The organism is Leisingera caerulea DSM 24564 (assembly GCF_000473325.1).
Classification (GTDB): Bacteria; Pseudomonadota; Alphaproteobacteria; order Rhodobacterales; family Rhodobacteraceae; genus Leisingera; species Leisingera caerulea.
In genome coordinates this window covers 60,606-85,363 of record NZ_AXBI01000020.1, presented here as the reverse complement: position 1 = coordinate 85,363, position 24,758 = coordinate 60,606, and the positions used below count along the sequence as shown (strand labels likewise).

General features: G+C 60.5%; 33 protein-coding genes. 15 read left to right on the top strand and 18 right to left on the bottom strand.

Going from position 1 to position 24,758, the window contains the following annotated elements; translation table 11 throughout:
- The first annotated feature begins 63 nt into the window (after positions 1-63).
- Complete coding sequence (locus CAER_RS28770; protein WP_051357677.1) at positions 64-1,095, top strand: hypothetical protein; 1,032 nt, start codon at positions 64-66, stop codon at positions 1,093-1,095.
- Between the two features lie 30 nt (positions 1,096-1,125).
- The gene (locus CAER_RS0103760) at positions 1,126-1,929 is read left to right on the top strand and encodes a hypothetical protein (RefSeq protein WP_027234148.1); all 804 of its coding nucleotides are present in this window, start codon (positions 1,126-1,128) and stop codon (positions 1,927-1,929) included.
- A gap of 3 nt (positions 1,930-1,932) precedes the next feature.
- On the opposite strand, the gene CAER_RS0103755 is transcribed toward CAER_RS0103760, so the two are convergent.
- The 6 genes from CAER_RS0103755 to CAER_RS0103730 all read right to left on the bottom strand — a co-directional run bounded on the left by CAER_RS0103755 (position 1,933) and on the right by CAER_RS0103730 (position 5,596).
- A complete protein-coding gene (locus CAER_RS0103755) occupies positions 1,933-2,607 on the bottom strand; it encodes a hypothetical protein (RefSeq protein WP_027234147.1) in 675 nt (224 codons plus the stop codon).
- A 125-nt stretch (positions 2,608-2,732) separates the two neighbouring features.
- Complete coding sequence (locus CAER_RS27380) at positions 2,733-3,050, bottom strand: hypothetical protein (RefSeq protein WP_051357676.1); 318 nt, start codon at positions 3,048-3,050, stop codon at positions 2,733-2,735.
- A 107-nt stretch (positions 3,051-3,157) separates the two neighbouring features.
- Positions 3,158-3,772 carry a bifunctional nicotinamidase/pyrazinamidase gene (gene pncA, locus CAER_RS0103745; RefSeq protein WP_036796982.1) on the bottom strand — a complete coding sequence of 205 codons (615 nt, stop codon included), beginning with the start codon at positions 3,770-3,772 and terminating at the stop codon, positions 3,158-3,160.
- Positions 3,773-3,809: 37 nt separating this feature from the next.
- Positions 3,810-4,316 carry a hypothetical protein gene (locus CAER_RS0103740; RefSeq protein ID WP_027234145.1) on the bottom strand — a complete coding sequence of 169 codons (507 nt, stop codon included), beginning with the start codon at positions 4,314-4,316 and terminating at the stop codon, positions 3,810-3,812.
- Between the two features lies 1 nt (position 4,317).
- Positions 4,318-5,103, bottom strand: coding sequence for a hypothetical protein (locus CAER_RS0103735; RefSeq protein ID WP_027234144.1), 786 nt, complete (start codon positions 5,101-5,103; stop codon positions 4,318-4,320).
- A gap of 100 nt (positions 5,104-5,203) precedes the next feature.
- Complete coding sequence (locus tag CAER_RS0103730) at positions 5,204-5,596, bottom strand: hypothetical protein (protein WP_027234143.1); 393 nt, start codon at positions 5,594-5,596, stop codon at positions 5,204-5,206.
- A 159-nt stretch (positions 5,597-5,755) separates the two neighbouring features.
- Here CAER_RS0103730 and CAER_RS0103725 point away from each other — a divergent pair, with 159 nt between their 5' ends.
- From CAER_RS0103725 to CAER_RS0103710, 4 genes are all read left to right on the top strand, one after another.
- Positions 5,756-7,039: a WGR domain-containing protein gene (locus CAER_RS0103725; RefSeq protein ID WP_084299387.1), complete on the top strand. Its 1,284-nt coding sequence runs from the start codon at positions 5,756-5,758 to the stop codon at positions 7,037-7,039.
- A gap of 294 nt (positions 7,040-7,333) precedes the next feature.
- A complete protein-coding gene (locus CAER_RS0103720; protein WP_027234141.1) occupies positions 7,334-7,579 on the top strand; it encodes a hypothetical protein in 246 nt (81 codons plus the stop codon).
- 41 nt (positions 7,580-7,620) lie between these two features.
- Complete coding sequence (locus CAER_RS0103715) at positions 7,621-8,304, top strand: hypothetical protein (RefSeq protein ID WP_027234140.1); 684 nt, start codon at positions 7,621-7,623, stop codon at positions 8,302-8,304.
- Positions 8,305-8,333: 29 nt separating this feature from the next.
- A complete protein-coding gene (locus CAER_RS0103710; RefSeq protein WP_154667641.1) occupies positions 8,334-8,645 on the top strand; it encodes a hypothetical protein in 312 nt (103 codons plus the stop codon).
- Positions 8,646-8,707: 62 nt separating this feature from the next.
- Here CAER_RS0103710 and CAER_RS0103705 read toward each other — a convergent pair whose 3' ends face one another.
- On the bottom strand, positions 8,708-10,141 hold the full coding sequence (locus CAER_RS0103705; protein WP_027234138.1) for a hypothetical protein: 1,434 nt from the start codon (positions 10,139-10,141) through the stop codon (positions 8,708-8,710).
- A gap of 226 nt (positions 10,142-10,367) precedes the next feature.
- Here CAER_RS0103705 and CAER_RS0103700 point away from each other — a divergent pair, with 226 nt between their 5' ends.
- Positions 10,368-10,940: a hypothetical protein gene (locus tag CAER_RS0103700; RefSeq protein WP_027234137.1), complete on the top strand. Its 573-nt coding sequence runs from the start codon at positions 10,368-10,370 to the stop codon at positions 10,938-10,940.
- A 129-nt stretch (positions 10,941-11,069) separates the two neighbouring features.
- Here CAER_RS0103700 and CAER_RS27375 read toward each other — a convergent pair whose 3' ends face one another.
- The 6 genes from CAER_RS27375 to CAER_RS29530 form a co-directional block, all read right to left on the bottom strand.
- A complete protein-coding gene (locus CAER_RS27375; RefSeq protein ID WP_051357675.1) occupies positions 11,070-11,699 on the bottom strand; it encodes an NUDIX domain-containing protein in 630 nt (209 codons plus the stop codon).
- A 50-nt stretch (positions 11,700-11,749) separates the two neighbouring features.
- Positions 11,750-12,205 (bottom strand): hypothetical protein, encoded by a 456-nt coding sequence (locus CAER_RS27370; protein ID WP_245597325.1) that lies wholly within the window; start codon positions 12,203-12,205, stop codon positions 11,750-11,752.
- A 142-nt stretch (positions 12,206-12,347) separates the two neighbouring features.
- Complete coding sequence (locus CAER_RS0103685) at positions 12,348-12,581, bottom strand: hypothetical protein (protein ID WP_027234136.1); 234 nt, start codon at positions 12,579-12,581, stop codon at positions 12,348-12,350.
- Positions 12,582-12,601: 20 nt separating this feature from the next.
- Positions 12,602-13,105 (bottom strand): hypothetical protein, encoded by a 504-nt coding sequence (locus CAER_RS0103680; RefSeq protein WP_027234135.1) that lies wholly within the window; start codon positions 13,103-13,105, stop codon positions 12,602-12,604.
- Positions 13,105-14,502, bottom strand: coding sequence for a nicotinate phosphoribosyltransferase (locus tag CAER_RS0103675; protein ID WP_245597324.1), 1,398 nt, complete (start codon positions 14,500-14,502; stop codon positions 13,105-13,107). The genes CAER_RS0103680 and CAER_RS0103675 overlap by 1 nt, the downstream gene beginning before the upstream one ends.
- 94 nt (positions 14,503-14,596) lie before the next feature.
- Positions 14,597-14,806: a hypothetical protein gene (locus CAER_RS29530; protein ID WP_154667640.1), complete on the bottom strand. Its 210-nt coding sequence runs from the start codon at positions 14,804-14,806 to the stop codon at positions 14,597-14,599.
- Between the two features lie 242 nt (positions 14,807-15,048).
- On the opposite strand from CAER_RS29530, the gene CAER_RS0103665 reads away from it, so the two are divergent.
- Positions 15,049-16,095 carry a hypothetical protein gene (locus CAER_RS0103665; protein WP_027234133.1) on the top strand — a complete coding sequence of 349 codons (1,047 nt, stop codon included), beginning with the start codon at positions 15,049-15,051 and terminating at the stop codon, positions 16,093-16,095.
- 64 nt (positions 16,096-16,159) lie between these two features.
- On the opposite strand, the gene CAER_RS0103660 is transcribed toward CAER_RS0103665, so the two are convergent.
- A complete protein-coding gene (locus CAER_RS0103660) occupies positions 16,160-17,905 on the bottom strand; it encodes an NAD+ synthase (protein ID WP_027234132.1) in 1,746 nt (581 codons plus the stop codon).
- 206 nt (positions 17,906-18,111) lie between these two features.
- Here CAER_RS0103660 and CAER_RS28765 point away from each other — a divergent pair, with 206 nt between their 5' ends.
- Complete coding sequence (locus CAER_RS28765) at positions 18,112-18,717, top strand: hypothetical protein (protein WP_051357673.1); 606 nt, start codon at positions 18,112-18,114, stop codon at positions 18,715-18,717.
- 7 nt (positions 18,718-18,724) lie between these two features.
- Here CAER_RS28765 and CAER_RS27360 read toward each other — a convergent pair whose 3' ends face one another.
- Positions 18,725-19,363 carry an acyl-homoserine-lactone synthase gene (locus CAER_RS27360; RefSeq protein WP_051357672.1) on the bottom strand — a complete coding sequence of 213 codons (639 nt, stop codon included), beginning with the start codon at positions 19,361-19,363 and terminating at the stop codon, positions 18,725-18,727.
- A 105-nt stretch (positions 19,364-19,468) separates the two neighbouring features.
- Positions 19,469-20,191 carry a LuxR family transcriptional regulator gene (locus CAER_RS0103645; RefSeq protein ID WP_027234131.1) on the bottom strand — a complete coding sequence of 241 codons (723 nt, stop codon included), beginning with the start codon at positions 20,189-20,191 and terminating at the stop codon, positions 19,469-19,471.
- 71 nt (positions 20,192-20,262) lie between these two features.
- Here CAER_RS0103645 and CAER_RS29525 point away from each other — a divergent pair, with 71 nt between their 5' ends.
- Positions 20,263-20,400, top strand: a complete 138-nt coding sequence (locus tag CAER_RS29525) for a hypothetical protein (protein ID WP_154667639.1) — start codon at positions 20,263-20,265, stop codon at positions 20,398-20,400.
- A 144-nt stretch (positions 20,401-20,544) separates the two neighbouring features.
- Here CAER_RS29525 and tnpA read toward each other — a convergent pair whose 3' ends face one another.
- Positions 20,545-20,946, bottom strand: a complete 402-nt coding sequence (gene tnpA / locus CAER_RS0103635) for an IS200/IS605 family transposase (RefSeq protein ID WP_154667744.1) — start codon at positions 20,944-20,946, stop codon at positions 20,545-20,547.
- A 36-nt stretch (positions 20,947-20,982) separates the two neighbouring features.
- On the opposite strand from tnpA, the gene CAER_RS0103630 reads away from it, so the two are divergent.
- Positions 20,983-22,266 (top strand): RNA-guided endonuclease InsQ/TnpB family protein, encoded by a 1,284-nt coding sequence (locus CAER_RS0103630; protein ID WP_027234130.1) that lies wholly within the window; start codon positions 20,983-20,985, stop codon positions 22,264-22,266.
- Here CAER_RS0103630 and CAER_RS0103625 read toward each other — a convergent pair.
- The gene (locus CAER_RS0103625; protein ID WP_027234129.1) at positions 22,222-22,491 is read right to left on the bottom strand and encodes a hypothetical protein; all 270 of its coding nucleotides are present in this window, start codon (positions 22,489-22,491) and stop codon (positions 22,222-22,224) included. The two genes, CAER_RS0103630 and CAER_RS0103625, sit on opposite strands and share 45 nt — an antisense overlap.
- Before the next feature lie 115 nt (positions 22,492-22,606).
- On the opposite strand from CAER_RS0103625, the gene CAER_RS0103620 reads away from it, so the two are divergent.
- Genes CAER_RS0103620 through CAER_RS0103605 form a run of 4 tightly spaced genes read left to right on the top strand, consistent with a single transcriptional unit; the run spans position 22,607 to position 24,703 of the window.
- Positions 22,607-23,269 (top strand): hypothetical protein, encoded by a 663-nt coding sequence (locus CAER_RS0103620; RefSeq protein ID WP_027234128.1) that lies wholly within the window; start codon positions 22,607-22,609, stop codon positions 23,267-23,269.
- A gap of 12 nt (positions 23,270-23,281) precedes the next feature.
- On the top strand, positions 23,282-23,749 hold the full coding sequence (locus CAER_RS0103615) for a hypothetical protein (protein ID WP_027234127.1): 468 nt from the start codon (positions 23,282-23,284) through the stop codon (positions 23,747-23,749).
- A gap of 13 nt (positions 23,750-23,762) precedes the next feature.
- Complete coding sequence (locus CAER_RS0103610; protein ID WP_027234126.1) at positions 23,763-24,272, top strand: cysteine peptidase family C39 domain-containing protein; 510 nt, start codon at positions 23,763-23,765, stop codon at positions 24,270-24,272.
- Between the two features lie 17 nt (positions 24,273-24,289).
- The gene (locus tag CAER_RS0103605; RefSeq protein ID WP_027234125.1) at positions 24,290-24,703 is read left to right on the top strand and encodes a hypothetical protein; all 414 of its coding nucleotides are present in this window, start codon (positions 24,290-24,292) and stop codon (positions 24,701-24,703) included.
- Positions 24,704-24,758: the final 55 nt, after the last annotated feature.

Sequence of the window (24,758 nt, the reverse complement as noted above, 5' to 3'; positions counted from 1 at the left end):
TTTCCGCCGGAAACTGTGAAATGTTTTTCGCATTTTCGGCGCGGCCTGAAATCCTGTTCTTGAGTGACACAGGAGGTCCAAGTGCCGGTCAATCTGGAAATCAACACGCGCCAGCCGAAGCGTAAGCGCCTCGCATATACCGAAGTGCGCGGCCTCAACGATGCTCTGCAACTGGTTCATCATGCAACGCGTGAACATGGCTTCGCCGCCGCGGATATTGCGCCCCTCAGCCATTTCGGCACACGCACGGCCGCCAAAGCCCGAATTTTCGAGCAGGAGGGTGCCCGGATGTTCTCTGCGCATCTCGATATTCGCAACCCGCTGCACCTCAGTGACATGCATGGCAATCACGATGTGCCATCCCTCCTGAACCTCATTGCCTTCTCAAGCGCCGATGCCGCAGTAGCGGCGCGCCGCGGCGAGATCCTGGCAGCGGACGCGGTGGGGGAAGGAGAGGAGATGCTTGCCAGAACGCTGCTGGATGCGGGATGGGACGGGATCGCCTACACCAACAATCACGAGGATCCGGGATCGAGGAGCTGGATCATTCTGGACCCAGCGCAGGTCATGCTGGTCAGTGTAGGCCTGGTCTCGCAAAGCCTGGACCCTTGGGAAATGGATCCCTTGGAATTCGTGGGTCCGGCCAGCGTTCTCCCCCATTTCGCGATTGATGCAGGGGAGGAAGGCTACGCCAGCCTCTGGGACATGCTTGACGAGCGCGGGGACGATATGCCGGTGCTGGCCCGCGACCAGGATGGCTGGGAGGCCCGCTGGATTGATGATTTGGGTCTGGCCGCCAATATCGGCCTGTTTGACGATTGCGGGATGGCGCGAGGTTTCTATCTCGGCGGCGAGTCCTGGATGGACGAGGATGCCCGCGGGGCAGGGCGCTCATCCCTGATGATCAACGCGGCCGCGGATCTCCTGGGCGGCTCGCCCACCCAAGCGCTTCTGGGGAACGGCTTTTCGCCGGCGGGTTATGCCGCGCACCTGTCAGCGCACCGGAAGATCTGCGACTGGGCGCGGGATCAGGGTTACGTGCCCGCTGTGGACCTGTCCGCCAAGGAGGGCGACTGGGCGCCCGTGATGCCGTAAAGCGGCTATATTGAAAGAAGGATCGACATAATGACACCAGAGCGACGGCAGCCCGGACTATGGGAGACCTTTTGGCACCGCAAGTCCGACGGCTATGGCATGCGGGAACATTTTCCGGGCACCTATACTGCGCTGGAGACGCTCTACGAGGCGCTCCCAAAGTGCGTCACAGGCGCCTCGGATTTGGAAATGTCGCGCGCCATCATGAGCGGTACGGAAGCGGTCGTGAAGATCTCTGACACCTTCATAAGCGCACATGCAAACGGCGTTCCTCAGGAAGCGTTTAAGAAGGCCTATGAGAGTTACCTGAAGGAAAACTATGGCGACGTAGCAGCCGAGGCGGTCAAGATGAGTATTGACGCTAAGGATACTCTGCTTGGACAGTTGAAGGACAGGCTGGGCCAAGCTGTTGGCGCCACGTTGTCGAGCCTTCACTACGAAGCGAGCAAGTATCTCGACGAAAAGTTTCACCGCAAGGATAGCGAATGGCATCGCAAGAATGGCCGGACGATACACCCGGAGAGCCATCTGGCATTGTCTGGAGAAGCAAGCCCGGAAACCATAGGCTTCCGGGAAGGCAGCCGGATCTACTATTCGGATGAGATGGAATATATCGCCCGGATGCGCATGAAGATCATCCAGGAGAGCAATCCATTCAAAGATGATCCTTTTCAGCTGCCGCTCGAAATCCGCGGCACCTATCTGGCTGATAAGATCGCCGCCGTGGGCCTCTCACCGAAGGTTTCCACGATGCTGCCCCTCCAAGAGGAAATGGGGCGGGCCGCGCCGCCGGAACCATCCCCCGAAACTGAGGGCTTGGCTCCTGGCTTCTGAACTTCAGGGTTCGAACCCGGGATCATGCGCCGGCCCTTCGGGGGCGGCGATCTCTTTGCGGATGCTGATTTCATCTTCCGGATAAATCTTCCGGGTTCGCTCAATCATCCAGGCGATCAGCGGCCTGAGGCCTTCGTGATGCTTCCAGCTCTCATCCGGAACATCCATCCGGAAATCTGTGCCTGTCGCATTGCGCATCGCGCTGATCAGGATTTCACCGGACAGGCCGCCTTCAAGCGTCACATCGAACTGCGCCGGTTCCCGGACGCGATCCTCCGGGTGGCGCTCGGAATTCTCAGGGAATGTCCTTTGGATAGATGCGCCTGGGAAAACCAGCCGGTTCCATCCGCTGAACAGGATATGAGCAACCTCCACCGGAGTTTCCGGTGGCGCCGACCGCTCAAGGGGCCGTCCCAGCGCCTTGGAAATGAGCGCGCTGCGCACCGGGTCGGTCAGCAGCTCATCCACGGTCATAGTCTCAATTGAGTAGCCACCTGGATTGGCGTGCCGCTCGCTGAGCGCAGCCCAGGCCGCATCCGGATCCGGGAAGGGCCCGCCGACATGCGGGTAGCTGTCCAGCCAATCGGACATGCGGAACCCGGATCCGGATTCGAGGATATAGAAACTGCGGCCATCCTCTTCCAGCTCGATAATCTCGCATTCCATTCCGGTCGACATGACGCATCTCCTTGCTGCCCAGGCCGACAATATTTCTGGCGGTTGAAAATACCTAGCCGCGGTGGGGGGCGCAGCGTTCAAGCGGGCAGCATAAAACGCCACCAGCTGGCTCCGGAAGAAGACCCTCAGAAGCTTTCGCGCCGTCCCGCCAGCAGCAGGACAGTGCGCGGCCCTCGATCCGCCTGCCGCTCACGCAGACGGCGGCGCGCCGCTTCAAGCTTCAGCACGGCAACAGAAAGCATATTCAGGGCTCTGTCCCGCCGGTTGTACAGTTCACGGACGCGAGACCCAGGGTCGCCGATGCTCCAATAGCTGTGGCGATGCGCCTGCGGGACAAGTTCGGATGCCTTTGCGACCGCGCCGCGCCAGTCCGCTTCTGCTCTCTCGAAGCGCAGGCTTGCCTTTAGAAGAACGGAGCGGCGCAACTGAAGATCGGGATGCATTTCAGCCTCCTGCAGTAAGAGCGAGCCGCAGGGCGGACTCGCTCTTCAAGCCTAGCCAAAATGGCCAGATCCGGTCAACGCGGACTGCATGCTGCTCAGCTGCGATTTCAGATCAGCTCGACACCGGCCGCCTTCATTTCGGCCATGCGCTCCGCGATCGATGCATCCGCGATGCCACGGCAGGAGCCTAGGTCCACGGCTGCCTCAAAGCCAAGCTTGCGCGCATCAAGGGCAGAGAAGCCTACGCAATAGTCCAGCGCCAGGCCCGCGAACACGGCGCGGGTCAAGCCGCGCTCCCGCATGAAGCCGGCGAGGCCGGTCGGCGTGGTGCCGTCGTTCTCCAGGAATGCGCTGTAGCTGTCGATGCCCGGACGAAAGCCCTTGCGGAAGATCGCCTGGGCCTTGTCCAGAACCGATGGCGCCAGGGCGATCTCCGCCCCCGTCGTGCCCTGCACGCAATGCACCGGCCAGAGAACCTGCTGGCCATAGTCCACCTCGATCACCTCGAAGGGTTCACACCCCTCATGTTCGGCCGCGAAGCTCTTGTGATCGATCGGATGCCAGTCCTGGGTCAGCACCACATTGTCGAATTGCATGGCCAGCATATGCGCCTGCGGGAGGATCTCATCCCCATCCGGCACAGCGAGAGCTCCGCCTGGCAAGAAGTCGTTCTGGATGTCGATCAAGCAAAGGAGGTCGGTCGGTTTCGGGGTAATGGGCATCATCATATCCTTTCAGAATTTCGGTTGGTATGGAGCCTCAGGCATCGATTTCGACGGGGATCTCGAGCGGCTCGCCGGTCAGCGTTTGGAATGCCTCAACGCCTGCCTGCGTCAGACGAATTTCGCGCCAGCTATCGGGCCTCTGAACGATGGTCACCAGGCCGCGCGCTTCGAGCGCCTGATGGGTGGACCGGTGCATGCAGCGCGTGTAGGGGATACCCTTCGCTTGCGACCTGCCGGTCGCCAGGATCTCATTCTCCATGGTCATGCTCAGCTTCCCGGAAACCGGACGAGCCGGGATCTCGGTGCTGGCCGCCGCCCGGCCTGCCGCCGTGATCTGCCAGGCCTGCCCCCTGGCGGTCTTGCGGCCAACGCGCTGGACGAAGCCGCGCGCCTCGAGCGCCTTCAGGATAGGTTGAGCCCACTCCCAGCGGCCGTGCTGGACGGTGGCAATGGCGGCGAAGTCCCGGCTGCACAGTCCCTCTGATACTCCGGACAGCTTCTGGAGCACGGCCTTCTGGTTCACGGTCAGCATTTTCGCCATCTCAGTCTCCCAGGCTCTTGCCGCTTTCCGCCGCGGTGCGCGGCCGCCATTTGCCATCAGCGCGCAAGATCAGCACCTCCTTGGTGCCGTCCCTATCCGCAACCCGGATGCCCTTGGTTCCTGCCGGGCAGGCATCAAGGTCAGGCCAGTCTTCAGGGGCGCCGTCGAGCGGGATGGCTGTGCGGAGGTGTCCGGGATACTCCCACTCATAGAATGCCCACAGCTTGGCCGGCACATGATCCCGCCATGCCGGATCTCGGCGCTCGATCATGCTGCGCACATCCGAAGACGAAATCCGGATATGTTTTTCGCGGTCCAGGATGTGAATACGCTTCCCAGATTCCGGATTTTCCCAAACGTCGAACAGGCCTCGGCGATAACTCGGGGCGCCATTCAGAGAGGCAAAATGCGCCTCATACCAGCGCGCATCATTGATGGATCCCGCATAGAGATCCGTCGGCTCGGCCTTCCCGGACTCTCCAATCGCCTGGAACACGTAGTCCGCCCAGTCGGTGAGGTTGTTCGTGGCGCCGATGTCTTCCAGGAAAACGAGTTCAAAGGCATCCGCCCCCCAAAGACCCTGGATCGCCCGCCGCTTCTGGTCCGGGTTCAGCGGATTGCCGAGGACTCCGAATTTCTCGGAGCTGCCGTAGCAGATTGTGTTCCGGGAATTGTCGGTGAGCATCTGAGCGTAGACTGCGGTCTTACCGGCATGCTCAATCTGACCGCGCGTCAGAAACAGCCCAACCCGGTCCTGGCCAATACGTGGATCGATTTCAGCGGTCATTCAGGGTCTCCTTGTCCGGCCTGATTGATGAGCAGGTTACTGGCATCAGCAGCGGAAGGCAATAATAAATTGCGCAATGCAATTTAATAACGCCGGGTGGTCAGAAGGATGTGCCGCAGCATGCACTTTCGGGCTTTTCGGGGGCAGGATGCCTGCGGCTGGGGCTGTTGTTGAAGCAGCGGAACCAATCCGACAGCTGCCTGCGCTCTTCATCCGGCGTCTTCTCCCAGAGGTATGAAATCAGACGGGACAGCCTCCGTGCGGTGCCGGTGTCGATTTGGCTTGGAACGGGATGATCTTCTCCGCCAAGCACCGCGGCGACCTCTCGCGCCTCCTCAGAAATGTGCTCCATCATCCGATCGACAGCGGTCCGAAGCATCTGGATCTGCCCCGCATCCAATGGATCATCAAGCTTGTGGCTGTCCGGGAAAGCGCCGGTCAGAGGATGAAAGCACCGCTCCAGAAGAACGATGTTGATGCCGTTGGTCTTCATTTGATCTCTCCACGATGTTCTTCAGGCAGTTTGCTCCCCTGGCCGGAAAATATTGAGCATTTGATGCCTACCATCTCATTTTTTCGCATTTCCTTTTGCGCAGCTCAAGCTTCGGTGGTAGCTTGTGCGAAAAATGTAGATTGAGATTACGGATTGCTGATGAGCGCTGTTGATAAGAGGATGTACGTCCTCACCGATACCCGTGCGAACAACAACAAATTCTGGGAAATCACCAAGGATGCGTCCGGGATGGTCACCACCCGCAATGGGCGGGTCGGGTCAAAAGGTCAAACCCGCAGCCTGGGAAGCGGTGATGCGTTGTTTCAGCGCAAGATCAATGAGAAGGAGCGCAAGGGGTACCGGCAGATCGAGATCGTTGGCGCCCCGAGTGCCAGCAATGCGGTGAACGGATCCGAGCTTGTGTCAGCCGCTGAAGAACAGATCGGCCAAGGCAACGCGGTTGTTGCCGAACTTGTTCGCGAACTTGCGAAAATCAATCGCCACCAGATCATCGCCGCCTCCGGCGGCCAGATGGATGTGGACCTGACGACCGGGGTGATTACCACACCGCTCGGCGTCGTAACCGCGCAAAACATCGCTCAGGCGCGCGCGCTCCTTGAGGGCTTCACGCCCTATGTCGAGCGCCAGGACTTCGACACGCCAAACTTCATGAAGCCGCTGGAAGAGTACCTGATGCTCGTTCCGCAGAAGGTTGGATCCAAGCGTGGCTGGCACCGTGATTTTATCACCGGCCTGGAAAGCCTGACCCAGCAGGGTGCGCTGCTGGATCAGCTGGAAGCTTCTATCGAAACCGCACAGCAGCGCATGCGGGAGGCCGAAGGCGGCAGCAAGAAGCCTGCAGAGAAGATCTTTGACGTCTCGATGTCCATCAATGACGATCCGGCTGTCCGCAAACGCGTCATGGAGTTCTACAAGCAGGGCCGCCAGTCGATGCATGCATCGCACCGGCTGAAGCCAGCGCGTATTTTCGATGTCTCTCTTGGGGCCATGGACCGGGACTACGATGCCGACGGCGCCAAGCTGGGCGGCGTGATGGAGCTCTGGCATGGCACCCGGGCTCACAACCTTCTCTCGATCCTCAAGAGCGGTCTCATCATCCCGAAATCGAGGGGATCGATTCATGTCACCGGCCGCATGTTCGGCGACGGTCTGTATTTCTCTGACCAATCCACCAAGTCGCTGAACTACGCCTATGGCTACTGGGACGGCGGGTCGCGGGACAGCCGGTGCTACATGTTCCTCGCCGATGTGGCCATGGGGGCGCCCTGGCATCCGGACCGGACCGGTTCGAGTGTGAAGCCCCCTAAGGGCTACGACTCCGTCTTTGCCCGCGGCGGGAAGGACATCGTGCGCAACAATGAAATGATCGTCTACCGGACCTCTCAGGCCAAACTGAAATACCTCGTCGAATTCGAAGCATAAGGAATGCGAAAAATGAAACACTGAAAGCATTTTGCCGCGGAAGTCGCCCCCGCCCTGTCCCTGCAGGACGTCACCGGCCGCCGCCACCCGGTTGCGAGCGCAGAGCGCGCGGAGGCAGCCCTGCGGGTTGCGAACGAACTGCAGGGCCTGGCCGGAACTGGCCGCACCGCGGACTATGGCCATCCGGATGCGGAGCCGGCCGGTGATACCATCCTGCTCTTCTACTCGTCGGACAACGGCCGGGCTGGCAAAGGGGAGATTTCCCGTGCGGCCAAGGCCATCGCGCGCAGCAATGTGACCCTCGAAGCCGATGGCAATGGCGACACCGCGCCCATCCGGATCAGCGGAACCCGTGCGGTTGTATTCGCAGAACGGCCCGCCGTGAAAACGGGCGCTGTCCCGTTCCTGGTGTCGACCCGCATCTGGTTCAACGAGAACCGCTCGACCGTCAATTTCCCGGCAGGGGAAGCACAGATCCGTCAGGCCCTGGCAGACATCAATGACCGCCTGGAAGAGGGCCGCGTCTCGCTCGCGCGCTGACACCCGGTTCCGAAATTCCACATCTACCTAAGGACCCCCTTATGAAACGCTCCATCATCTTTGCTGCCGCATTGGCGTTCGCCACACCCGCTCTGGCGGAGGCGGAGTTCGTGCCGCTGAGCGCCTCCAACATTGCCGCGGCCAGCATTTCCGCTCAGACCGGCCGGGACGTGTCTCCGTTCTCGATCGGGCTCGGCGTCAGTGTCTTCGGCCCGAGCCTCGAAGCGCGCTATGCATTCACCGAAAAGTTCGCTATGCGCGGCAACATCGCGGAATTCAGCGTGAACCACGAAGAAGAAAGCCGCGGCGAGACCTACAGCGGTGATTTCGAGATGGGCGGCACCGGTGTCTGGCTGGACTACCACCCCTTCGGCGGGGCGTTCCGCCTCTCGGGCGGCGGCTTCATGACCGATATCTCCGGCACGCTCTCTTCCAGCGATGTTGAGATCGGCGGCATCACCTCCCGCCTGAACGCAAGCGTTGAATCCCGCACCGATTTCATGCCCGCCGTGGCGATCGGCTTCGATAAGCAGGTCTCGCGCAGGCTGTCCTTCTCGATGGACGCCGGCGCTCTGTTCGGTGATGGCTTCAAGGTCTCGGCCAGCGACCCGACCGGCACCTTCACGCAGGCGCAGGTCGACAGCGAGATTTCTGATCTGGCGTCGGACCTGGAAGACCTGGACGTCGTGCCCTACCTGCGTGTCGGCCTGTCCTGGCGGTTCTGATCAGCATGAACGGGGTCACTGAACGCATCTTGACCGAAAAGATCTGCAGCCTCGAAGCCGAGGTTGCAGATTTGCGCGCGCAGCTGAACCAAGCGTCCAGCCGGGACATCGAAATTGCATTGCCGCTGCTGCAGCACTATGCGGTTGCTCCGGTCTTCATGGGAGCTGCGCCCTCCATGCTGCGGGAGCAGTTGGCCCGAGCCTTTGGTCAGGCCACTGCGGACACCCTGATTGGGCAAATCCAAGACATCAATGCCGCACCGGTCTCCCAGCTGACGATCGATCAGATCAAGGAAGCCTTCGAGGACGGGGCAGGGCGCTGGCCTGGGATCACGGCGTAAGCCGGGATGCCCTGAGGGTGGAGATAGAAGCGAGCCGCTCAAACGGCTCGCTTCTTCAGCTTTCACGGAGCCGGAAGGTCTCCGGCCTCGGCCTCCGGATATTCCATATCCAGGACACAGCTGAGGGTCGAAAGCGCGGCGATGATCCCGTTCATGTCCATCACCTTACTGATGTGATAGGCTACTGCGGGCCCGCCGGTGCGACGGCCCGCGTAATCCTCCTCAAAGCCATCCGCACCCCGCACGAACCGGCCAACCGGGCGGGCAACGCCGCCACTCTCCCGGAAGGCGCAGATGCGCATCATCTCACCATCCTCGATATGCAGATCCACCCGGTACATGCCTCGCTGCGTTTTCACTTCCACCGAGAAGCCAAAAACCTCTTCGCGCGCATAGCCAACGTGTTTGCCATCATTTGCCTCAAACTGCCTTTCGGGGCTGGTATAGCCGTGCTTCACCAGTCCAGCAGCAAGGCTCATAAAGTCCGGCGCGCGAAGGTTCACATCATGTGCCGCAATGCCCCGGGAAAAGCGGGAGACCCGCTCCAGAACGCGCTCGTCAAACAGTCCTCCGGAGCGGTAGACCGCGGCCGTGGCAGCATCCATGATCTCCGCGCCGCCGGGGGAGCTGTCGTAGCAGCGCCAGCCCTTCAGGCTCAGCTCGTCGCTCCGCGCTTTGACGATGTCTGCAAGACCGTTTTCGCTCAGCAGCCTGGACAACACCAACAACGCCACCTCTGCGGATCCATGAACGATGTTCAGGGAATTTGAGCTGAGGAGTTCCCGTCTTTCGTCCGATAATGATAGCTCCGGGACGGCTTGGACATGATTTCCATACAGGTAATCCTTGTCCGGATCAGCCTTCAGGATCTCATCAAGACGGCTGAAATCCTCCACCCCTGCAGGGGGCCCTTTGAGCGTGAAGGCATTCATCGTCAAACGGGAAAAACGATCGCCGGGCTGCAGGCCGCGGTAGCTTTCGGGATCGGCTTCGAGCGCTGCATAGGCTTTTTCCGCCGGCGTCAGGTCACCCTTGGGGAAAATGCGCCGAAGGATCTTTTCCTTCCCGGTCAGGCCCAGAGCATCCAGATCCCGATCGATCTCCTGGTTGAGCTCCTCAAGGCGCGCATGTGCGCCGCCGGTAAACTCCTTTGCCGTGCGCAAGCCAATATGCCATCCGCCCGCAACCGCTGACCGCAGAAGCAGATCTGCGCTCTGACCGTTTCGCTGCGGCAGCACTTCAAGCTCCCAGCCGTCCGGCGCGCGCAGGGAGCCAGCCGTTGCCTTGCATGCCAGCTCAACCAGGGCATCCTGCGAGGCCTCAATGAAATAGCCCATGGCGGCCTTCACAAGCGCCGTCACGTCATTCAGGCGATCATGAGAGATCTTGTAGGCCAAAGCCGCCTCCATGGCGGCATCCGGATCAATCGACCGCGCCGGGAATGACCCGGTAAGGGTCAGGTCTTCAACCTTCCAGGTGGGGCGTTCTGCTGTCATTTCGTTTCTCCAAGCTCGACCGGCCAGCTGCTCAGTCGCCACGACATCCGTTTTTCGCAAAATACCAGTCTCATGGGAAAGAAGCGATACCTGCAGACCCGGACGGGGTTGCAAATCCTGTTGTAACCAGGCTTACCTCCAAGGTACTGCAAGCTTCTGTCCAGGGCGGTTCAGCCCTGCACGGTCCCGAGGCGCAGCGCGCGAAATGGGCACAAGGAGATGTCCAATGAAGATCGAACTTTCCGTCGCAACGAGCGAAGAGCATCAAGCCCTGTCAAACCGCAAGGGGGCGATTAAACTCGATACCATTAACCTTCTGGCTCCCTTGGAAGCTTTCCGGCCCGGCGAAGAGGGTGAAGAGGCGCAGGATGACAATAGACCGATGCTGGCCTTCTCCAAGGAAGGTCTTGGCGCACATGGCGCCTACGAGGACACCGTCGGCGAACGGGACATGTTTGCACCCGGTGTGATGCCGGCAGAGTTCAGCTTCCTTCTGGACTACCCTATGAACAACGCAGCCCTTGTGCATGTTTCTGGCGGTCCTGACGAGGGGTTCTCTGCAGCAAAGCTCCTGGAGGTCATCCGGGAAGCCTATCAGGGGATCTACTTGTCCGAAGAAGGGGAAGACCCTGCGCCGGCGTCTCAGCAGTTCGGGGAGCTCGTCATCCTGAACCGGCCGCAAACACAGGGGATCTTCGGGATCTGGGGGCACGGTATCGCAGACCTTGCGGTTGAGCAGATCGAGATCTACCGGCTGGACAACGGCCGCTACACGATGGACGTCTTTATCGGGTCATAACCCTGACTGCGGAGAATCCGTATCCGGCTGGCTGCCGCCGGCCGGTGCCCGCGCGTCCCTCTCGATCCAGAGTTCTGCATCCGGCGCTGGAGCGCTACCGTATCCTGATTGACGTGCCGTCGGCACTCCTTACATTTCCGGGCCGTTTTGCGCCGCAGGTTCGCACAGCACGCCGCGCAGCCGCAAGAGTTCCAGCTTCATCATCAGAACGCTGAGGTGACCGGCCGATGGCTCGCGCTCGACGCGCGCAAGCACCTCTTCCCGCGGCAGCACCCGGCGCCAGGTCTGTTCGGCCTCACCCGCCTCGCCGTAGACGGCATCCTTGAGCCCGCTCAGATCTGCGCGCGCCAGGAGCATCGTCACCGTCTCGCTGGAACCGCCGGGGGAGGGGAGGGTCGTGAACTCCGCCAGGATATCGCGATCCTCGATCTCGACACCGGCCTCCTCGTGGGCTTCACGGATGGCCGCGCCGCGTGGGGTTTCGCCAGCGTCAATCATGCCCGCCACAGGCCCCAGGCTGAAACATGCATCGCCCTCAAAGCCAGCCGCCAGCATGCCGATCCGGAACTCCTCGACACACATCACGCTGTCGGCCTCTGGGTCATAGAGGAGCACTGCGGCAGCATGACCGCGCTCGAAATTGAGCCGTGAGAATTCGAATTCACGGCCTTCCGCCGTTTGGCGCAAGCGCCATGCGTCGACCTTGAAAAAGCCGTCATAGACGCGCTCGCGCCCGAGAACTTCAACCTTGCGGCTCATTTTTTCCTCCGGAAACTTTCAGGCTACCATGCCATCACCTGGCGAAAATTTCAGCCAGCTTCCCCTTCTTGCACCTGCCGCCGGCGGCGGAAGATCAGGCGCATCAAGTCGAACAGCAGGACAAACGGGAAAGCGATCAGCCAAAGGGCCACGGCCGCAAAAAAGACAGTGATCCGGTACATCATGTAGAAAAGCTGGAACTGAGCCGCCTTCTGACCTCGAAATTGCACGCCGGCCACCTTGAAGGAAGAGCGCTTCGGATTGCTGAAATTGAAAGAGCCGCGCCGGTTCTTTGCGGAGACGGATGCGCCCGACTTTGACAAGTTGAAATTGAAGGGGCCTTTCGACCAGCGGCCGAGCAGCTGGAAACGTCCGCGCTGAATGGCGACCCGGGTGCCAGGAGCGATTTTCTTCGAGGCGCGGATGCCATGCTTGCTGTTTGCAGTCAGGGTGACGCCGCCGACCTTCTTTTGCGCGCGCACCGACGCGCCGCCGGTCCGGGACACCCGGACGTGCTTGCCGCGGTGCTCGATCCGCTTCTGATTTCCCTGGGCATCCTTTTTGCCGAGTCCAAACATGACGCTTCTCCCAAAATGACAAAGGTTCTCAAATACATTGCGGTCAGATAGGCACTACAGGGTTAACGCTCTACTTCTTCCCGCCAGCGGTTTCCATATGGGCCGAGTACCAGCCCATGATCGTGCTGTTTGCACTGGTCCTCGGCAGCGCATTGATGGACCTGTCCTCCATGCCTGGCAGCACGCAGGAAATATCCCAGCCCTCGCGCGGATTCTTTTCCCAGCGCGCAACCGCAACGGCCGGGGAGCCGGTGATCAGAACTCGGCCATCCCTGCAGAATTTGACCCGGTTAAAGTCCGGCATGCTCAACCTCCATCCAGAATTCAGGCTTTTGACCTGTAAGGCTTTTCGTGCGTTCGATTGCGCCATTCCTCATCCGCGCGCCAGGAGCGCAGCATTAAAGGCACCGGCTGCAGATGCATGACATTCGACTGCATGAAGAGCCAGCTTTCGAAATCCGCGGCTTCCGCGCTCGTCAGGTCAGGCTCCAGGCCGTCAGCCTGGGTTTCAGGGTCAGGGTCAGGGAGCGCTTCATCCACCCGCCGCCTCAGAGCCCTGTAGGTCCGTTTGTCGCCGGGCAAAGCCTGTTCCAGATCCTCCACCAGGGCCGTAAGAAGGCTTTCACGCTCACGCAGGTGGAGCAGCGCCGCAAGCAGAGCCACTTCCTGCGTCACATCTGACTGGGCCGCGGCGCGGATCACCGTCTGATTGTTGATCCGCTCGATCAGACGGTCCATCAGCGCCGGCGTGACCGGCACCTGATCGACCAAGCCTTGCAAGACCGGCGAAACCGGCGTGCTGGCGGGCGCTTTCTTCCGCCCCGCCATCAGACGATCACCGGCGCGTTTGCGACGCCCTCAGCCCCGAATACTTCACGGTAGTAGGCGATTTCACGCTCCGAGCCGGTGGCTTTCTCGTAGTTGTCCGACAGTTTCACCGCGGAGATGCCGCCGCGCCCGCTGCGCATGACATAGCTCACCTTGCACACCACGGAAATCGGATCCAGTAAATCCAGACCGCGGGGATCGCAGCCGCGGAAATCGTTGGTCGCCATGGTCCCCCAGCCGTAACCGTCGAGGATCCGGCCGCCAAACGCCTCGTGGAGCGCGATCATCTGGTCAACATCCAGGCCATCGGAAAACAGCTGGCTTTTCTGGCGCGGATCCTGCCCGATCTCCTTCCAGAACGCGATTTTCTCCTCACCGCCGACGAAGGGATCCTTACTGTCTTCCCGGAAGCCTTTCCAAGCAGCGATCTCCGGGAAATTTTCTCCGGCATTCTTCAGGAATTGGGTCGATCCGAACGTATCGGGCAGTGCCACCAGGAGGTTGCCGATGAAGGTCTGCTGCCACTGCCGCAGAACCTCGTACTGGCTTTCGAACAGCGCATCGCGCGCAACGCTCGCATCCTCACTGCCCTGGGTCTCCAGGCGGGCAAGAGCAGCGATGGTCATCGGCAGCTCATGCGCATTGGTGCCAATAGCCTCAATGCCGTGGCGCATCGCATGCAGCGCATTCGAGGTGCCCAGGAAATTCCCGCCAAGCTCCTCACGCATCGCCTTGATGACGAAGTCCTGCCACAGCCAGCTGTGGCGGCGGCGCGTTCCGAACTCGGCGATCCGCGGCACGCCTGCGCCGCGCAGATCCTTGAGCTTGCGCACCAGCTTCGAAGTCGCGTTGGAATAGAGAACCCGCAGCTGGTAAGCGCTCATGTCCGCCATTGCGGAGCGGGCGCGCAGCTCGTTGATGATCGAAAGGGCCGGGATCTCCCAATGGGAGACCATCCACCAGGGGCCGGTAAAGTCGAGAATGAACTCGCCGCCTTCCTGGCGCAGCTGGTATTCGGGCAGCCGCATTGTGCGAAGGGCATCAATGAACTCGCCCGGGAAAATATTGCGCTGGCCATAGAAGCGGGCGCCTTGCAGCCAGATCAGCTCGCTTTCGGTGAACTGCAGGCTCCTGACGTGATCGAGCTGTTCGCGCAGCTCGTTCTCCGAAATGGATTCCGGCAGCCGCACGGATTTCGTTCTATTTTTCACAGAAAAGGTGACGGACACATCCGGGTAGTTGCACCAGATGAAATAGGTCATCAGCAGCTTGTAGAAATCGGTGTCGAGCAGCGAGCGGACCACCGGGTCGATGCGAAAATTGTGGTTGTGAACCCGTTGTGCAATGTCGACGCTCATCTCGTTCTCCTCAATTTGCCCGGTGCGTGCCGGGAACATCAGCTTTGACTCCTTTCTACATCGCCATGACGGGCCAGGCAAGATTAAATTGCACATTGCACTTTAATACCTTTCACTCTGCGAATTTGTTTTCTCATTGCCGATCAAAATGGCCGATGCTACTCTCTCCAGGAATTTTCGCAAATTGGAGATCAAATATGTCGAACAGCTTGAACGATCGCGCCAAGGCTGAAGAAAACCGCTGGATCCGGGAGCAGGAAGCCAAGGCGGCCGAAGCGGCAAAACAGAAAGCTGCCGGGAAGGACGCTGAAGCCGCCGGGCCGGCGAAGTAAGCCTTTGCCATACATGGCTCCTTCCTGCCCCTCGGGCCCGCGCCCCAGGCAGGAAGGCTGCTGGGCTGGCTGGAAAGCCACGCCCGGGAACGGGATCCGCTTCCGTTCTTGAAGAAGACGCGTCGTTCCTCTCTATTCCCGCTTGTATTTCTATAGCGAGCATGGCCGAACGATGAGATCTCCAACAAAACTTTCCGCATTGGCGCTTCTACTTTGCGCATCCGCATCCGCAGCCGCCTCCGAACCTGCTGATATGAATGCGATCACCCGAGCGCTTGAAGCTGGCAGCCGCGACCAGCTTTCGGACGTTCTTGACGGCAAGACTGCCGACCTCCCGCCGGAACAGCAACTTCAAGCCCGCCTCATGCTGATGGAGCGGCTGGTAGTTCTCAGCGACAAAAACCGCGCAGAGCGCCAGGAAACTGCCCGCGCCTTGCTCGCCATCCTGCCGGATGATGCCTTCATCAAGGCCGTCGCCGCGGGGGAGGGGATAGACGTTTACAGCGGCGCTCAATCCGAACCTGCAGCAGCCGCCAGCAGCGCAGCGCAGCCTGGTACGGTGAGCACGGTGCCGTACTCCTTCCGGAAGGCGCTTCAGGACAAGAACGGGCAAAAAGTCACCCGGGCGCTTTTAAAGGACAGCTTTGCTGATCAACTGACCGCCGAGCAGCGCGCGGCCGCTGAGGAGCTGGTGCTGGCCTATGTAAAGCCGCTGCCGGCAAGCAATGCCCAGGCCAACTTCGATGGATACCGGGCATTGTCCCTGCTGCGGCCTGACCATGCCGCTTATCAGCAGAAATCCCATCAGTACGAGCAGGCGGTGCGCAGCAAGCGCGCAGCGATCGCCAAGAGGCTCAGAAGGGAAACGGACGAATTCAACGGCACAACCTGGCTGACGCATCCGAACGAACCGAGGTACATGGACACCCGCCCCTATCTGTCCGTCTATGCAGGGGAAAAGAACGGCGAAGTCTGGCTGCGCATGAGGCTGGTCTACACCTCGGACTCCTGGCTGTTTGTTGAGCGCGCCAGCTTCAACATCGACGGAAAGATCGTCCCGCTGCGCGGCGCCAGCTGGAAGCGGGACAATGACAGCGAGATCTGGGAATGGGCCGATATGCGTGTCGATGATGACCTGCGCCGGCTTCTTGAGAGAATTGCCAGCTCGAAGAAGACGGTCGTCCGGTTCAACGGGCGCCAATACTACGACAACGTGACCATCCGGGAAAAGGACAAGCAAATCATCCGGGACATGTTTATCTTTGAAGAGGTTTACAACGAAGATCCCGCCGAGGGCTGAACGCCGGGAGTCCGCTCTCTTGCAGGTTTGCGCCTGGCCGCTTCCGCGGCCAGGCAGAACATGGCTACAGCTTGTAGCTGCCAGCGATCGGAAGCCTCAAGCCGAGGCCGAAATCGACCTCATTCAGCTTCACGCCCGGGCAGGTCTGATCGCGCTTATACTGCGCCCGCCGCAACAGCCCGGCAATGCGCTCAGCGTAAGACAGGGCGCTATAGCCTCCGCTGCGCTTCCAGACATCTTCTGCACCGAACTGGCGCTCAAGCTCCCGTGCTGCCGCTGCGGCGCCGGCGCGCACTTCCACAAGCTGCCTGAGGACACAGTCGAGCAGGTCATAATCGCCCAGTGACTGCTGGTCGGTCTGGCCCTCTGCAAGCTCTGCGCTTGGCGGGCGGGCAATGATCTCATCCGGGATCGGGTGGGCAACGGGGTTTTCCACGTCCAAAACCGCTTCGGCCTCGTTGCGCCAGCGCGCCATCGCAAACGCGTCGCTCTTGTAGACGCTCTTGAGCGGATTGAAGCCTCCGTTGGTATCGCCATAGAGCGTGCAATAGCCAACCGCCAGCTCTGACTTGTTGCCGGTGGAGATCACGATGCCGCCCAGGCGGTTGGTGAGGTCCATGAGCTTCAGGCCGCGCAAGCGGGACTGATCGTTTTCGCGGCCGATGCCATGATCCGGCTCGATGCCGAGCACGCCGGCAAGGCGGCTAGCAGCCGACGTCATCGCCGCGTCGACAACTTCGAACCCTTCATCGATGCTGATGCACTCCCGGATAACGCCGGTCCGGCGCATCAGGTCGTCGGCGAGATCGAGGCTGGCCTGACTGGTGTGCCGCGAGGGCATCATCACGCCAATAACCCGATCTGCACCGATCGCATCAACGGCCATGGCCAGGACAAGGGCTGAATCCAGCCCGCCGGAGACGCCGATGAAGACGCGCGGCATGCCGGTCTTGCCGACATAATCCCTCAGGCCCAGCACGCAGGCATTGTAATCGGCCGCAATAGGGTCTTCCGGGTGGCGGGGCCCTTCCGGCTCAGCATCCAGGCCGACACGCACGCTGCCATCCTGCTCCCGCCGCAGCACAACCTTCATGACCGTCGGAGTGAAAGCGCAACCGCCAGCCACCGCCCCGTCCGTGTTCATCGAGAATGTTCCGCCATCAAAGACAAGCTCGTCCTGACCGCTGACCTGATTGACATACAGCAGCGGAAGGCCTGTCGCCCGCACCCGGGCCGCGGCATGGCGCAGGCGGACCTCTTGCTTGCCGCGCTGGTACGGCGAGCCATTGAGTACCAGCAGGACATCCGCGAGTTCATCCGCCAGAGCCCGGGAGACCTGGCCGTGCCACATGTCTTCGCAGATCTGCACGCCCAGGCTGAAGCCGCGGAATGAGAGAGGGGAGGGGTTGCCTTCGGCGCCAGCGAAGGTCCGGCGCTCATCGAAAACGTCGTTCGTGGGCAGCTCCCGCTTGCGCACGATGCGCATCGCACCGCTCGGCTCGATCAGAAATGCTGCATTGTAGGGCAGGCCGGTTCCCGCGGCAGGTGCTCCAATCAGCACCGACGGGCCGTTTTTCGCAATTACTTCCGCCCGGATCCGCCCGATCTGCTCCTCGACCGACGCAATAAAGCCGGGCCGCAGCACCAGGTCCCCAACCGGATAGCCGGAGACAAAGCACTCCGAGAAGACGACAAGATCCGCATCGCCATTTTCCTCAAGGTGCTTGAGCGCGAGGCGCGCGTTCCCTTCGACATCGCCGACGATGGGATTATCCTGGATGAGTGCGATGTGGAGCGTGTCCTGGGTCATTTCATTCTCCTGAGCTCTTCGAGCAGAGCCTCATATTTCGGAAAGTCCGGTTTTTGAACCGGCGTCTTGCTCCGAAGGCTAGCGCGCGGGCCTTCCAGGGTCAATATTAAATCGCATTGCGCAATTTAATGCGTGCTGATAAGCTCCGCACAGATGTCAATGACCGGCGAGCTGTGCGCAAGCCGTCAGAAAGAGGAAGAGCATCAATGCTAAAGATCGGCTGGGCCTCAAGAGCCGCCAGGGCAGAATGGGAGGGCTTGCTAAGCGAAGCCAAAAGCCTGTCCACCATGCCGGACAGCCCCATGCATGGAGATGCTCACTGGCGCGCAGTGGCCAGCTCGGGACTCGATATTGCCGATGCCGATGCGGGAGTGAACCGCCGCCTGGTCGTTGCTTTCGGCCTCATCCACGACTTCCAGCGCATCGACGACGGCTGGGATGAGGAGCATGGCGCCCGGGCGGCCAATGCCATCGGGCGCCTGAAGTCATTGCCCGCCATGCTATCGCGAACCGAAATTTCCAAACTGAAAACGGCTTGCGAGGATCATGAAAAGGGCTTCGTTAGCGAGGATCCGGCCATCGGTGCCTGCTGGGATGCGGACAGGGTCAATCTCTGGCGCATCGGCGTCAAGCCGGATCCGGCGTTCTTCTCCGTTTTGCGCGTCGGCCGCGGCTTTGAGGAGGTCTCGCACAAGGCGCGCGAGACCTTCAGGGATCCTCCGGGCTGGCAGGAGATTTTCGAGCGCCTCAGAGCGCCCCGCCGCACTCTGGGTGATGCGGCCTATGACGTCCCCGGCCAGCCCATCCTGTAGCCCGGCTTTACGCCATTTCAGCAACACTTTCGTCAGCGCGCATCTTCTCAAGGTAGCGGATCTCATTCGACAGGGCGATCACCCGAACCCGATTAAGGATTTTCGCACTTACCTTGAGTTTTGCGGCGCCGGTTTCAAATCTGCCAATCTTCTTGACCTCTCCGAGCAGCTGGTACTCGCAACCGGAAGCCTCCAGGCTCCGCTTGAAAATCATGAGCGGCATAACACCAATGAAGTGATCTATGCCGCGCTTGAGGCCAAACCGCTGGCATCCCTCGATGAGCCCGGACACGACCCGTGCCCGCTCCCGCGCTGTAAGATCATGGTCACAGCAGAACCTGGTCGCTTCCCATATGGAAGCATCGCGCGGCCGGTGGTTGCCGAGCATCTCCGGCCACAGATCCAGCGCCATATACGGCATTGTTGTCGGCACAAGCCGCACAGATCCCTGCACGACGCCCTGGTCATTTTTCCAAAGGATGTACCAGCTGGCCGGCGTGTCATACTGGTCATATTCAGCGCCATCGGCACTTGGTATGTCCCACCCCATACGCTCAACGAAAATCTTCTTGCGCAGCAGGTGGTGCTGGTACCAAGCATCACCATACAGGTGAGCGTTCGCCCACCTGACTTCCAGAATAGCCAATCTCTTATTCCTTTTCGCATACCCGAATCTAGCGAGTTGAGCTTATGCGAAAAAGAAGCTAGGAGCGCAAGCTTCAAAGGCCTGCGCTCCAGGTCAGACGGGCCGTCAGTCGATGTGGAAAGCGCCCGCGGTGATGCATTTCAAGACCGCAACCGTCCGGTTCTTGGTTCCGAGATGCTTCATTGCGGTCTTGATGTGATAGGTGACAGTGTTTTCCTTGAGATCCAGGATGTCAGCGATGGCCTTGGACGACTTGCCCATAGCGGTCCAGTACAGGCATTCGACCTGACGCTTCGACAGCCGTGAAACGGCCGTGCCGTCCATCAGCATCTTGTCGAGCTTTGAAAAGGCCAGCAGCGCCATGGCGTGAGCTTCATTGATCGTGCCAGGCGTGAGAGGCCGCTCATCGGAGGTGGCAAAGCAGATGAGCCCAGGCTTCCCGGAACGCCCGTGCAGTGGGATTGTGATGCCGTCGTTGAGACCATGCTCGACAGCCGCGGAGAGGACGCCAGCCTCCTCCCGGGTCAGCTGGATGCTATCCTTCATCTTGGACCAGATGAAAAGCTCGTCGATCTCATGGCCGCGCTGAACAATGGGGTCCACGCGATACAGGCCCTGAGACTCGTACTGCTCAACCCATGCTGCCGGGTAATTCACCATGCCATAGTGCTTGACGGTAGTTGCGTCACTTGCAGGGTTGTTGGCAACCTGCCCGAAAGCGGAGTATTCAAAGCCAATCGATTTTGCATAATTCTGCATGAGCTGAAAGACATCCTCGGCCTGCTTGCACTGCTGGAGGTCTTCAGAAAATTTTGCCAGTCTTTTCATTTTTTTTCACCTACTGCCTTGTCCCGGCATGGCCGCCTTGTCGCGCAGGATTGTTATCCCGGGGCTGAACCATGTTCAATCAAGTCCGGATCGCAAAATTTGAAAGCGACGCAGCGGCAATAATCGATACTAAAGTCATTGCCAATCCGGAAAAAAATTCTGATATTGTTATGCGAAAAATCATCGTGAATGACAAGGGGAAAATATGAACCCGCTCATAATTGCCGGGCTCCTGGCTGGAAAAGCAGTAATCGGCGCCGCACTGTACAGATCACTTCCAGATACGCTCGGCCCGAAAATCACCAAACGCCCGGGAAGCCCCTTCCTTCAGGTGGGGGAGGGATAGGGCCGCTTTATGCCGCCGGCGTGCGCTGATTGCGCACATAGGATCGAATAGTCTCGATGGGTGCGCCTCCGCAGCTGGCGGCAAAATAGCTCGGCGACCAGAGCCCCTTCCGGCTCAGGCGCCGTAGATCTTCCCGGTCGCGGAGCAGCAGCCGCGACCCAACCCCCTTCAACGAGTTGACCAGCTTCGAGATCTGGACCGTGGCCGGGTACTCCACCAGCAGGTGGACGTGATCGTCTTCGCCGTCGCATTCCACGAGCTTCGCCCCGAAATCGGCCGCAACCTTGCTGAAGGCGGTGCGCAGGCGCTCATGCGCATCCTTGTCCAGGACGCCGCGGCGGTATTTGGTCACAAAGACCAAGTGCAGGTTCAGACTGCAGACGACATGTCTGCCGGTTCGGTATTCCATATTGACGTGCCTCAGGCCAAGTTCTAGTTTGCGAATATGGAAGTTATCAGAGGCCATGTCTACACCCTTTGCCCGTCGCAGGAGCAGGATCATCTGCTCTCGCAGACGGCTGGTGTTGTGCGCCTCGTCTACAACCTGGCCCTGGAGCAGCGCCGCACCTGGGGCGGCAAGCCCTATGCAGGCGGCGCACCGCGCGTCTTCGGCGCCAAGCGGCTGTCGCGTGAGCTCGCCGAGCTTCGCGCATTGGAACCATGGATCACCGCGGTCAGCCAGACCGCGCAAAATCAGGCCCTGATCGATCTGGACCGGGCCTATGCCAACTTCTTCGAGGGCCGCGCAGGATATCCGCGCAAGCGCAAGAAGGGGCAGGACGACAACTTCCGGCAGGCCGGGCGCGAAATCGCGGTCCGGCGCCTGAACCGGAGATGGTCCGAGGTCCGCATTCCCAAGATAGGATGGGTGCGGTACCGCGACACGCGCAAGCTGCGTGCGAAAAAGGATGGATCGATTGATATCCGCAACGCCACGATCAGCCGCCGCCCCGGCGGGGGCTGGCAGATCTCGATCGCGGTGCGCTGTGAGATCGCGGAGCGGCCGGTGCCGTCCGAGGCCGTAGGCGTTGATCGCGGCGTTGCCGTGCCTTATGCGCTTTCGACCGGCGAGATGATCCGCCTGCCCGGCACCGTCCCGGGTCTGGAGCGCGCCCTGCGCCGCGCCCAGAAGAAGCTCTCGCGCGGCAAGCGCGGATCGCGCCGCTACGCGGCCTCTCGCGCCCGGTTGGCAAAGCTGAAGGGTAAACTGGCGCGGATCCGGGCCCATGCGGCGCATGTTCTCAGCCGCGACCTGGCGGGCCGGTTTGGCCTCGTGGCCATCGAGGACCTCAATATCCGGTCCATGACGCGCTCTGCGCGCGGGACCCGTGAGGCCCCGGGGCGCAATGTCTCCCAAAAGTCCGGCCTGAACCGGTCCATCCTGGGCATCGGCTGGCATGCGCTGGAGCGCATGCTCGGATACAAGCTCGAGGAGACGGGCGGGGTCCTGATCAAGGTCCCGGCCGCATACACCAGTCAGACCTGCGCCGCCTGCGGCCATGTGGATGCGAGGAGCCGCGAAAGCCAAGCCCTCTTCGCCTGCACCGCCTGCGGTTCCGAAACCAATGCCGACACGAATGCGGCACGCAATATCCTGGACCGGGCTCTGAACCCGGAAAGTTACCGGCGGGGGAGCACCCCGTTGCTGGACGTGGAGGCTTCGGCACTGGCCGCCTGCGAAGCGTCAACTCGACTCAAACGGCAGCAGCTCGATGCCGCTGCCGTTTGATGGGAAATCCCCGTCCTTCAGGGCGGGGAAGATGTTAATTTCCCGAACAATGGCAAGACCATTGTCCTGCCCGACGGCGCCGGCGAATTCGAAGTCTTTGCATTTGCTCCGGAGCAGGGAGGGGCAGTTGTGATTGCTGCGGGATATGATCGCAAGCGCCGCTTCCGCATGCTCCCGATCCTGGTGCAGGGCGGGGATGATGAAGACCGCCAGGCGATGCTGCACCGCATTGAAAAGCTGTGGAGGGATAAAAACCGTTCAGCAAAATGCGAAAAACATAATTACTTGGCGTTTTCCCTGAGCCCTAGCAGAATTTCAGAAAGCTGCCTGGAGAAAGATCATGCTGCACAGAACAGTCGAAACACACCCCCTGCGGCTCTACACGAGCTATGTGCCCGCAGATGAATTCGACATTTTTGTGCGAGAGCATGGCGCGAGCCCGGCTTCGGCCATTGCTGAATACCTTTCCGTGATGGAGCGCCACCCAGGCATGAAGGGCATCCGGGCCGCCATGGTTTTGGATATGCAGGAATTGCGCGATGCGGATCATTTGGGCGGACCCGTAGAGGTCGAAGGCCGCCAGATTGATTTCCTGGACAGCTGGAATGCTTTCCTCAGCGGGGAAGACAGCCCGGAGATCCATGCCCGGATTACCGGGCCCATTCAGGCGCTGATCGAAAATGAGGCCGTCCGGCTCTTTGCCCCCAACAAAACCCGCCGCGGACCGATCCGCCCTCGCCATCTGGACCATGCGATCAGTCTTGAGACCGCCGTCAGGCGTCTGAATGGGGTGGAGCGGAGCCTGGCTGAACGCCTGATGACAGGTACATCGGGGGCCGCATTCACAGGCTATCGGACCGCGCATGACGGCAATGGGCTGATCCAGGTGAAGCTGGAAGGTTTCAAGCCCGTCTTGGAGCGGGCCCGCAACATCCGGAACGTGATGACCTGGCATGCGCTCGAGATGCGGGATCTGTCTTCAGATCCGGAGCCGGCAATGTGAGGGGCCGAGCAAATGGAGCGTGATGAGAAAATTGAAAAGATCTACTGCTATGGCCAGTGCTACGCGATGGCAATTGCCCTCCATTGCGAGCTGGGCTGGCCTATCAAGACCCTGACCGCCTTGCGCACGAACTACGCCACGCTGCCACATCCAGCGCATTCCTGGGTCGAGGCTCCGGACGGGCGCGCCTTTGATGCCAGCGGGTTTCGCACGGAAGCCGATATTCTCGAAACCTATCTCGCGAACCGGCCGGCGTTCACGGTCGAGAGCGCGCATATTGCGCAATCAGCGGATCAGGCTGAATACATGAGCTTCCTGCTCCACCTGGCCGACGGCGGGCCTGGCTTCAAGGAGTGGTTTGAAAGGCAGATGGCTGAGGCCATTCCGAAAGCTGCAGGCGCCATCAGAACCTATTTGCAGCCCCGCTATGATCCTGCAGCCCTCAAGGAACATGCCGCAGAACCCGAGTTCGCCCTTTAGGAGTTCCAATCAAATGCAAGATTTTCAGGTCCGATATCAGCCCGATGGCATCACCTGCGGACCAAGCTGCCTCGGCGCCGTTCTCGACGCCCTGATAGACAACGCCCCGTCGACAGAGGAAATTGCGGAGTTTTGCGGAACCAACCCCTACACGGGCACGACGGATGTCGCCATGAAAAGGGGTCTGAAAGCGCTCGGCGTCTCCTACACCCACCCGGCCTCTGAAGAGCGCAGAGCGCCAGGCTTTCTTGATGCGGCCCTGGAGGACGGGAATGCAGTCATGCTCCGGACCCTGCTCGGCGGCATCAAGCACTGGGTTACTGCTCACGCAGTGACGCCGGCAGGGTACAGCATTGCCTGCCCTGTGGCCGGAAATGTCATCTGGAGCCGGGAGGACACCCGAGCGGCCTGGGGCGCCCGGGATTACGACTGCATCATCATCCCAAGGGATCCATCCGCACACCCGGAGCTGATGCGCGCAACGATCCAAGAAAGTCCGGAAGAGACCGGACCGCTGCTATAAGGACGAAGGACACCTCTATGAGCTATCATCGCTACATCACCGGACGCCTGCAGATTACCCCGGCTCTCACCCCCGCCGCGCTGCCTGAAATTCAAAGCTGGCTGCAGCAGGAGCATGTCACCTCCGTGCTCCAGGGCTGGGAAGCGTCACCGGAGGCGGGCTGGTTCGACAATGATGCCTCCTGGCGTCCCGGGATGGACGAGCCATTCGATCTCAGCAGCTTCGCATCGGGAATCGCGGCCTTTACGGAGAAGGCCAATCAGGCGGGAAGTGTGGCTTCCGGGACCATCACCATCACGAGTGAGGGGTATGGGGATGCAGATGACATCTCCCGCATCCGGGTGGAAAAGGACGGAACCGTCACTCTTGATGGGTACCCAGTTGGGCCTATCGAACTCCAACCCTTGGAAATTGAGCACCCCGAGCTCTAGCCGGAATTTCCGTTCAGGCCTGATTTGCAGGATTGAGAACATAAAGAGAACATGC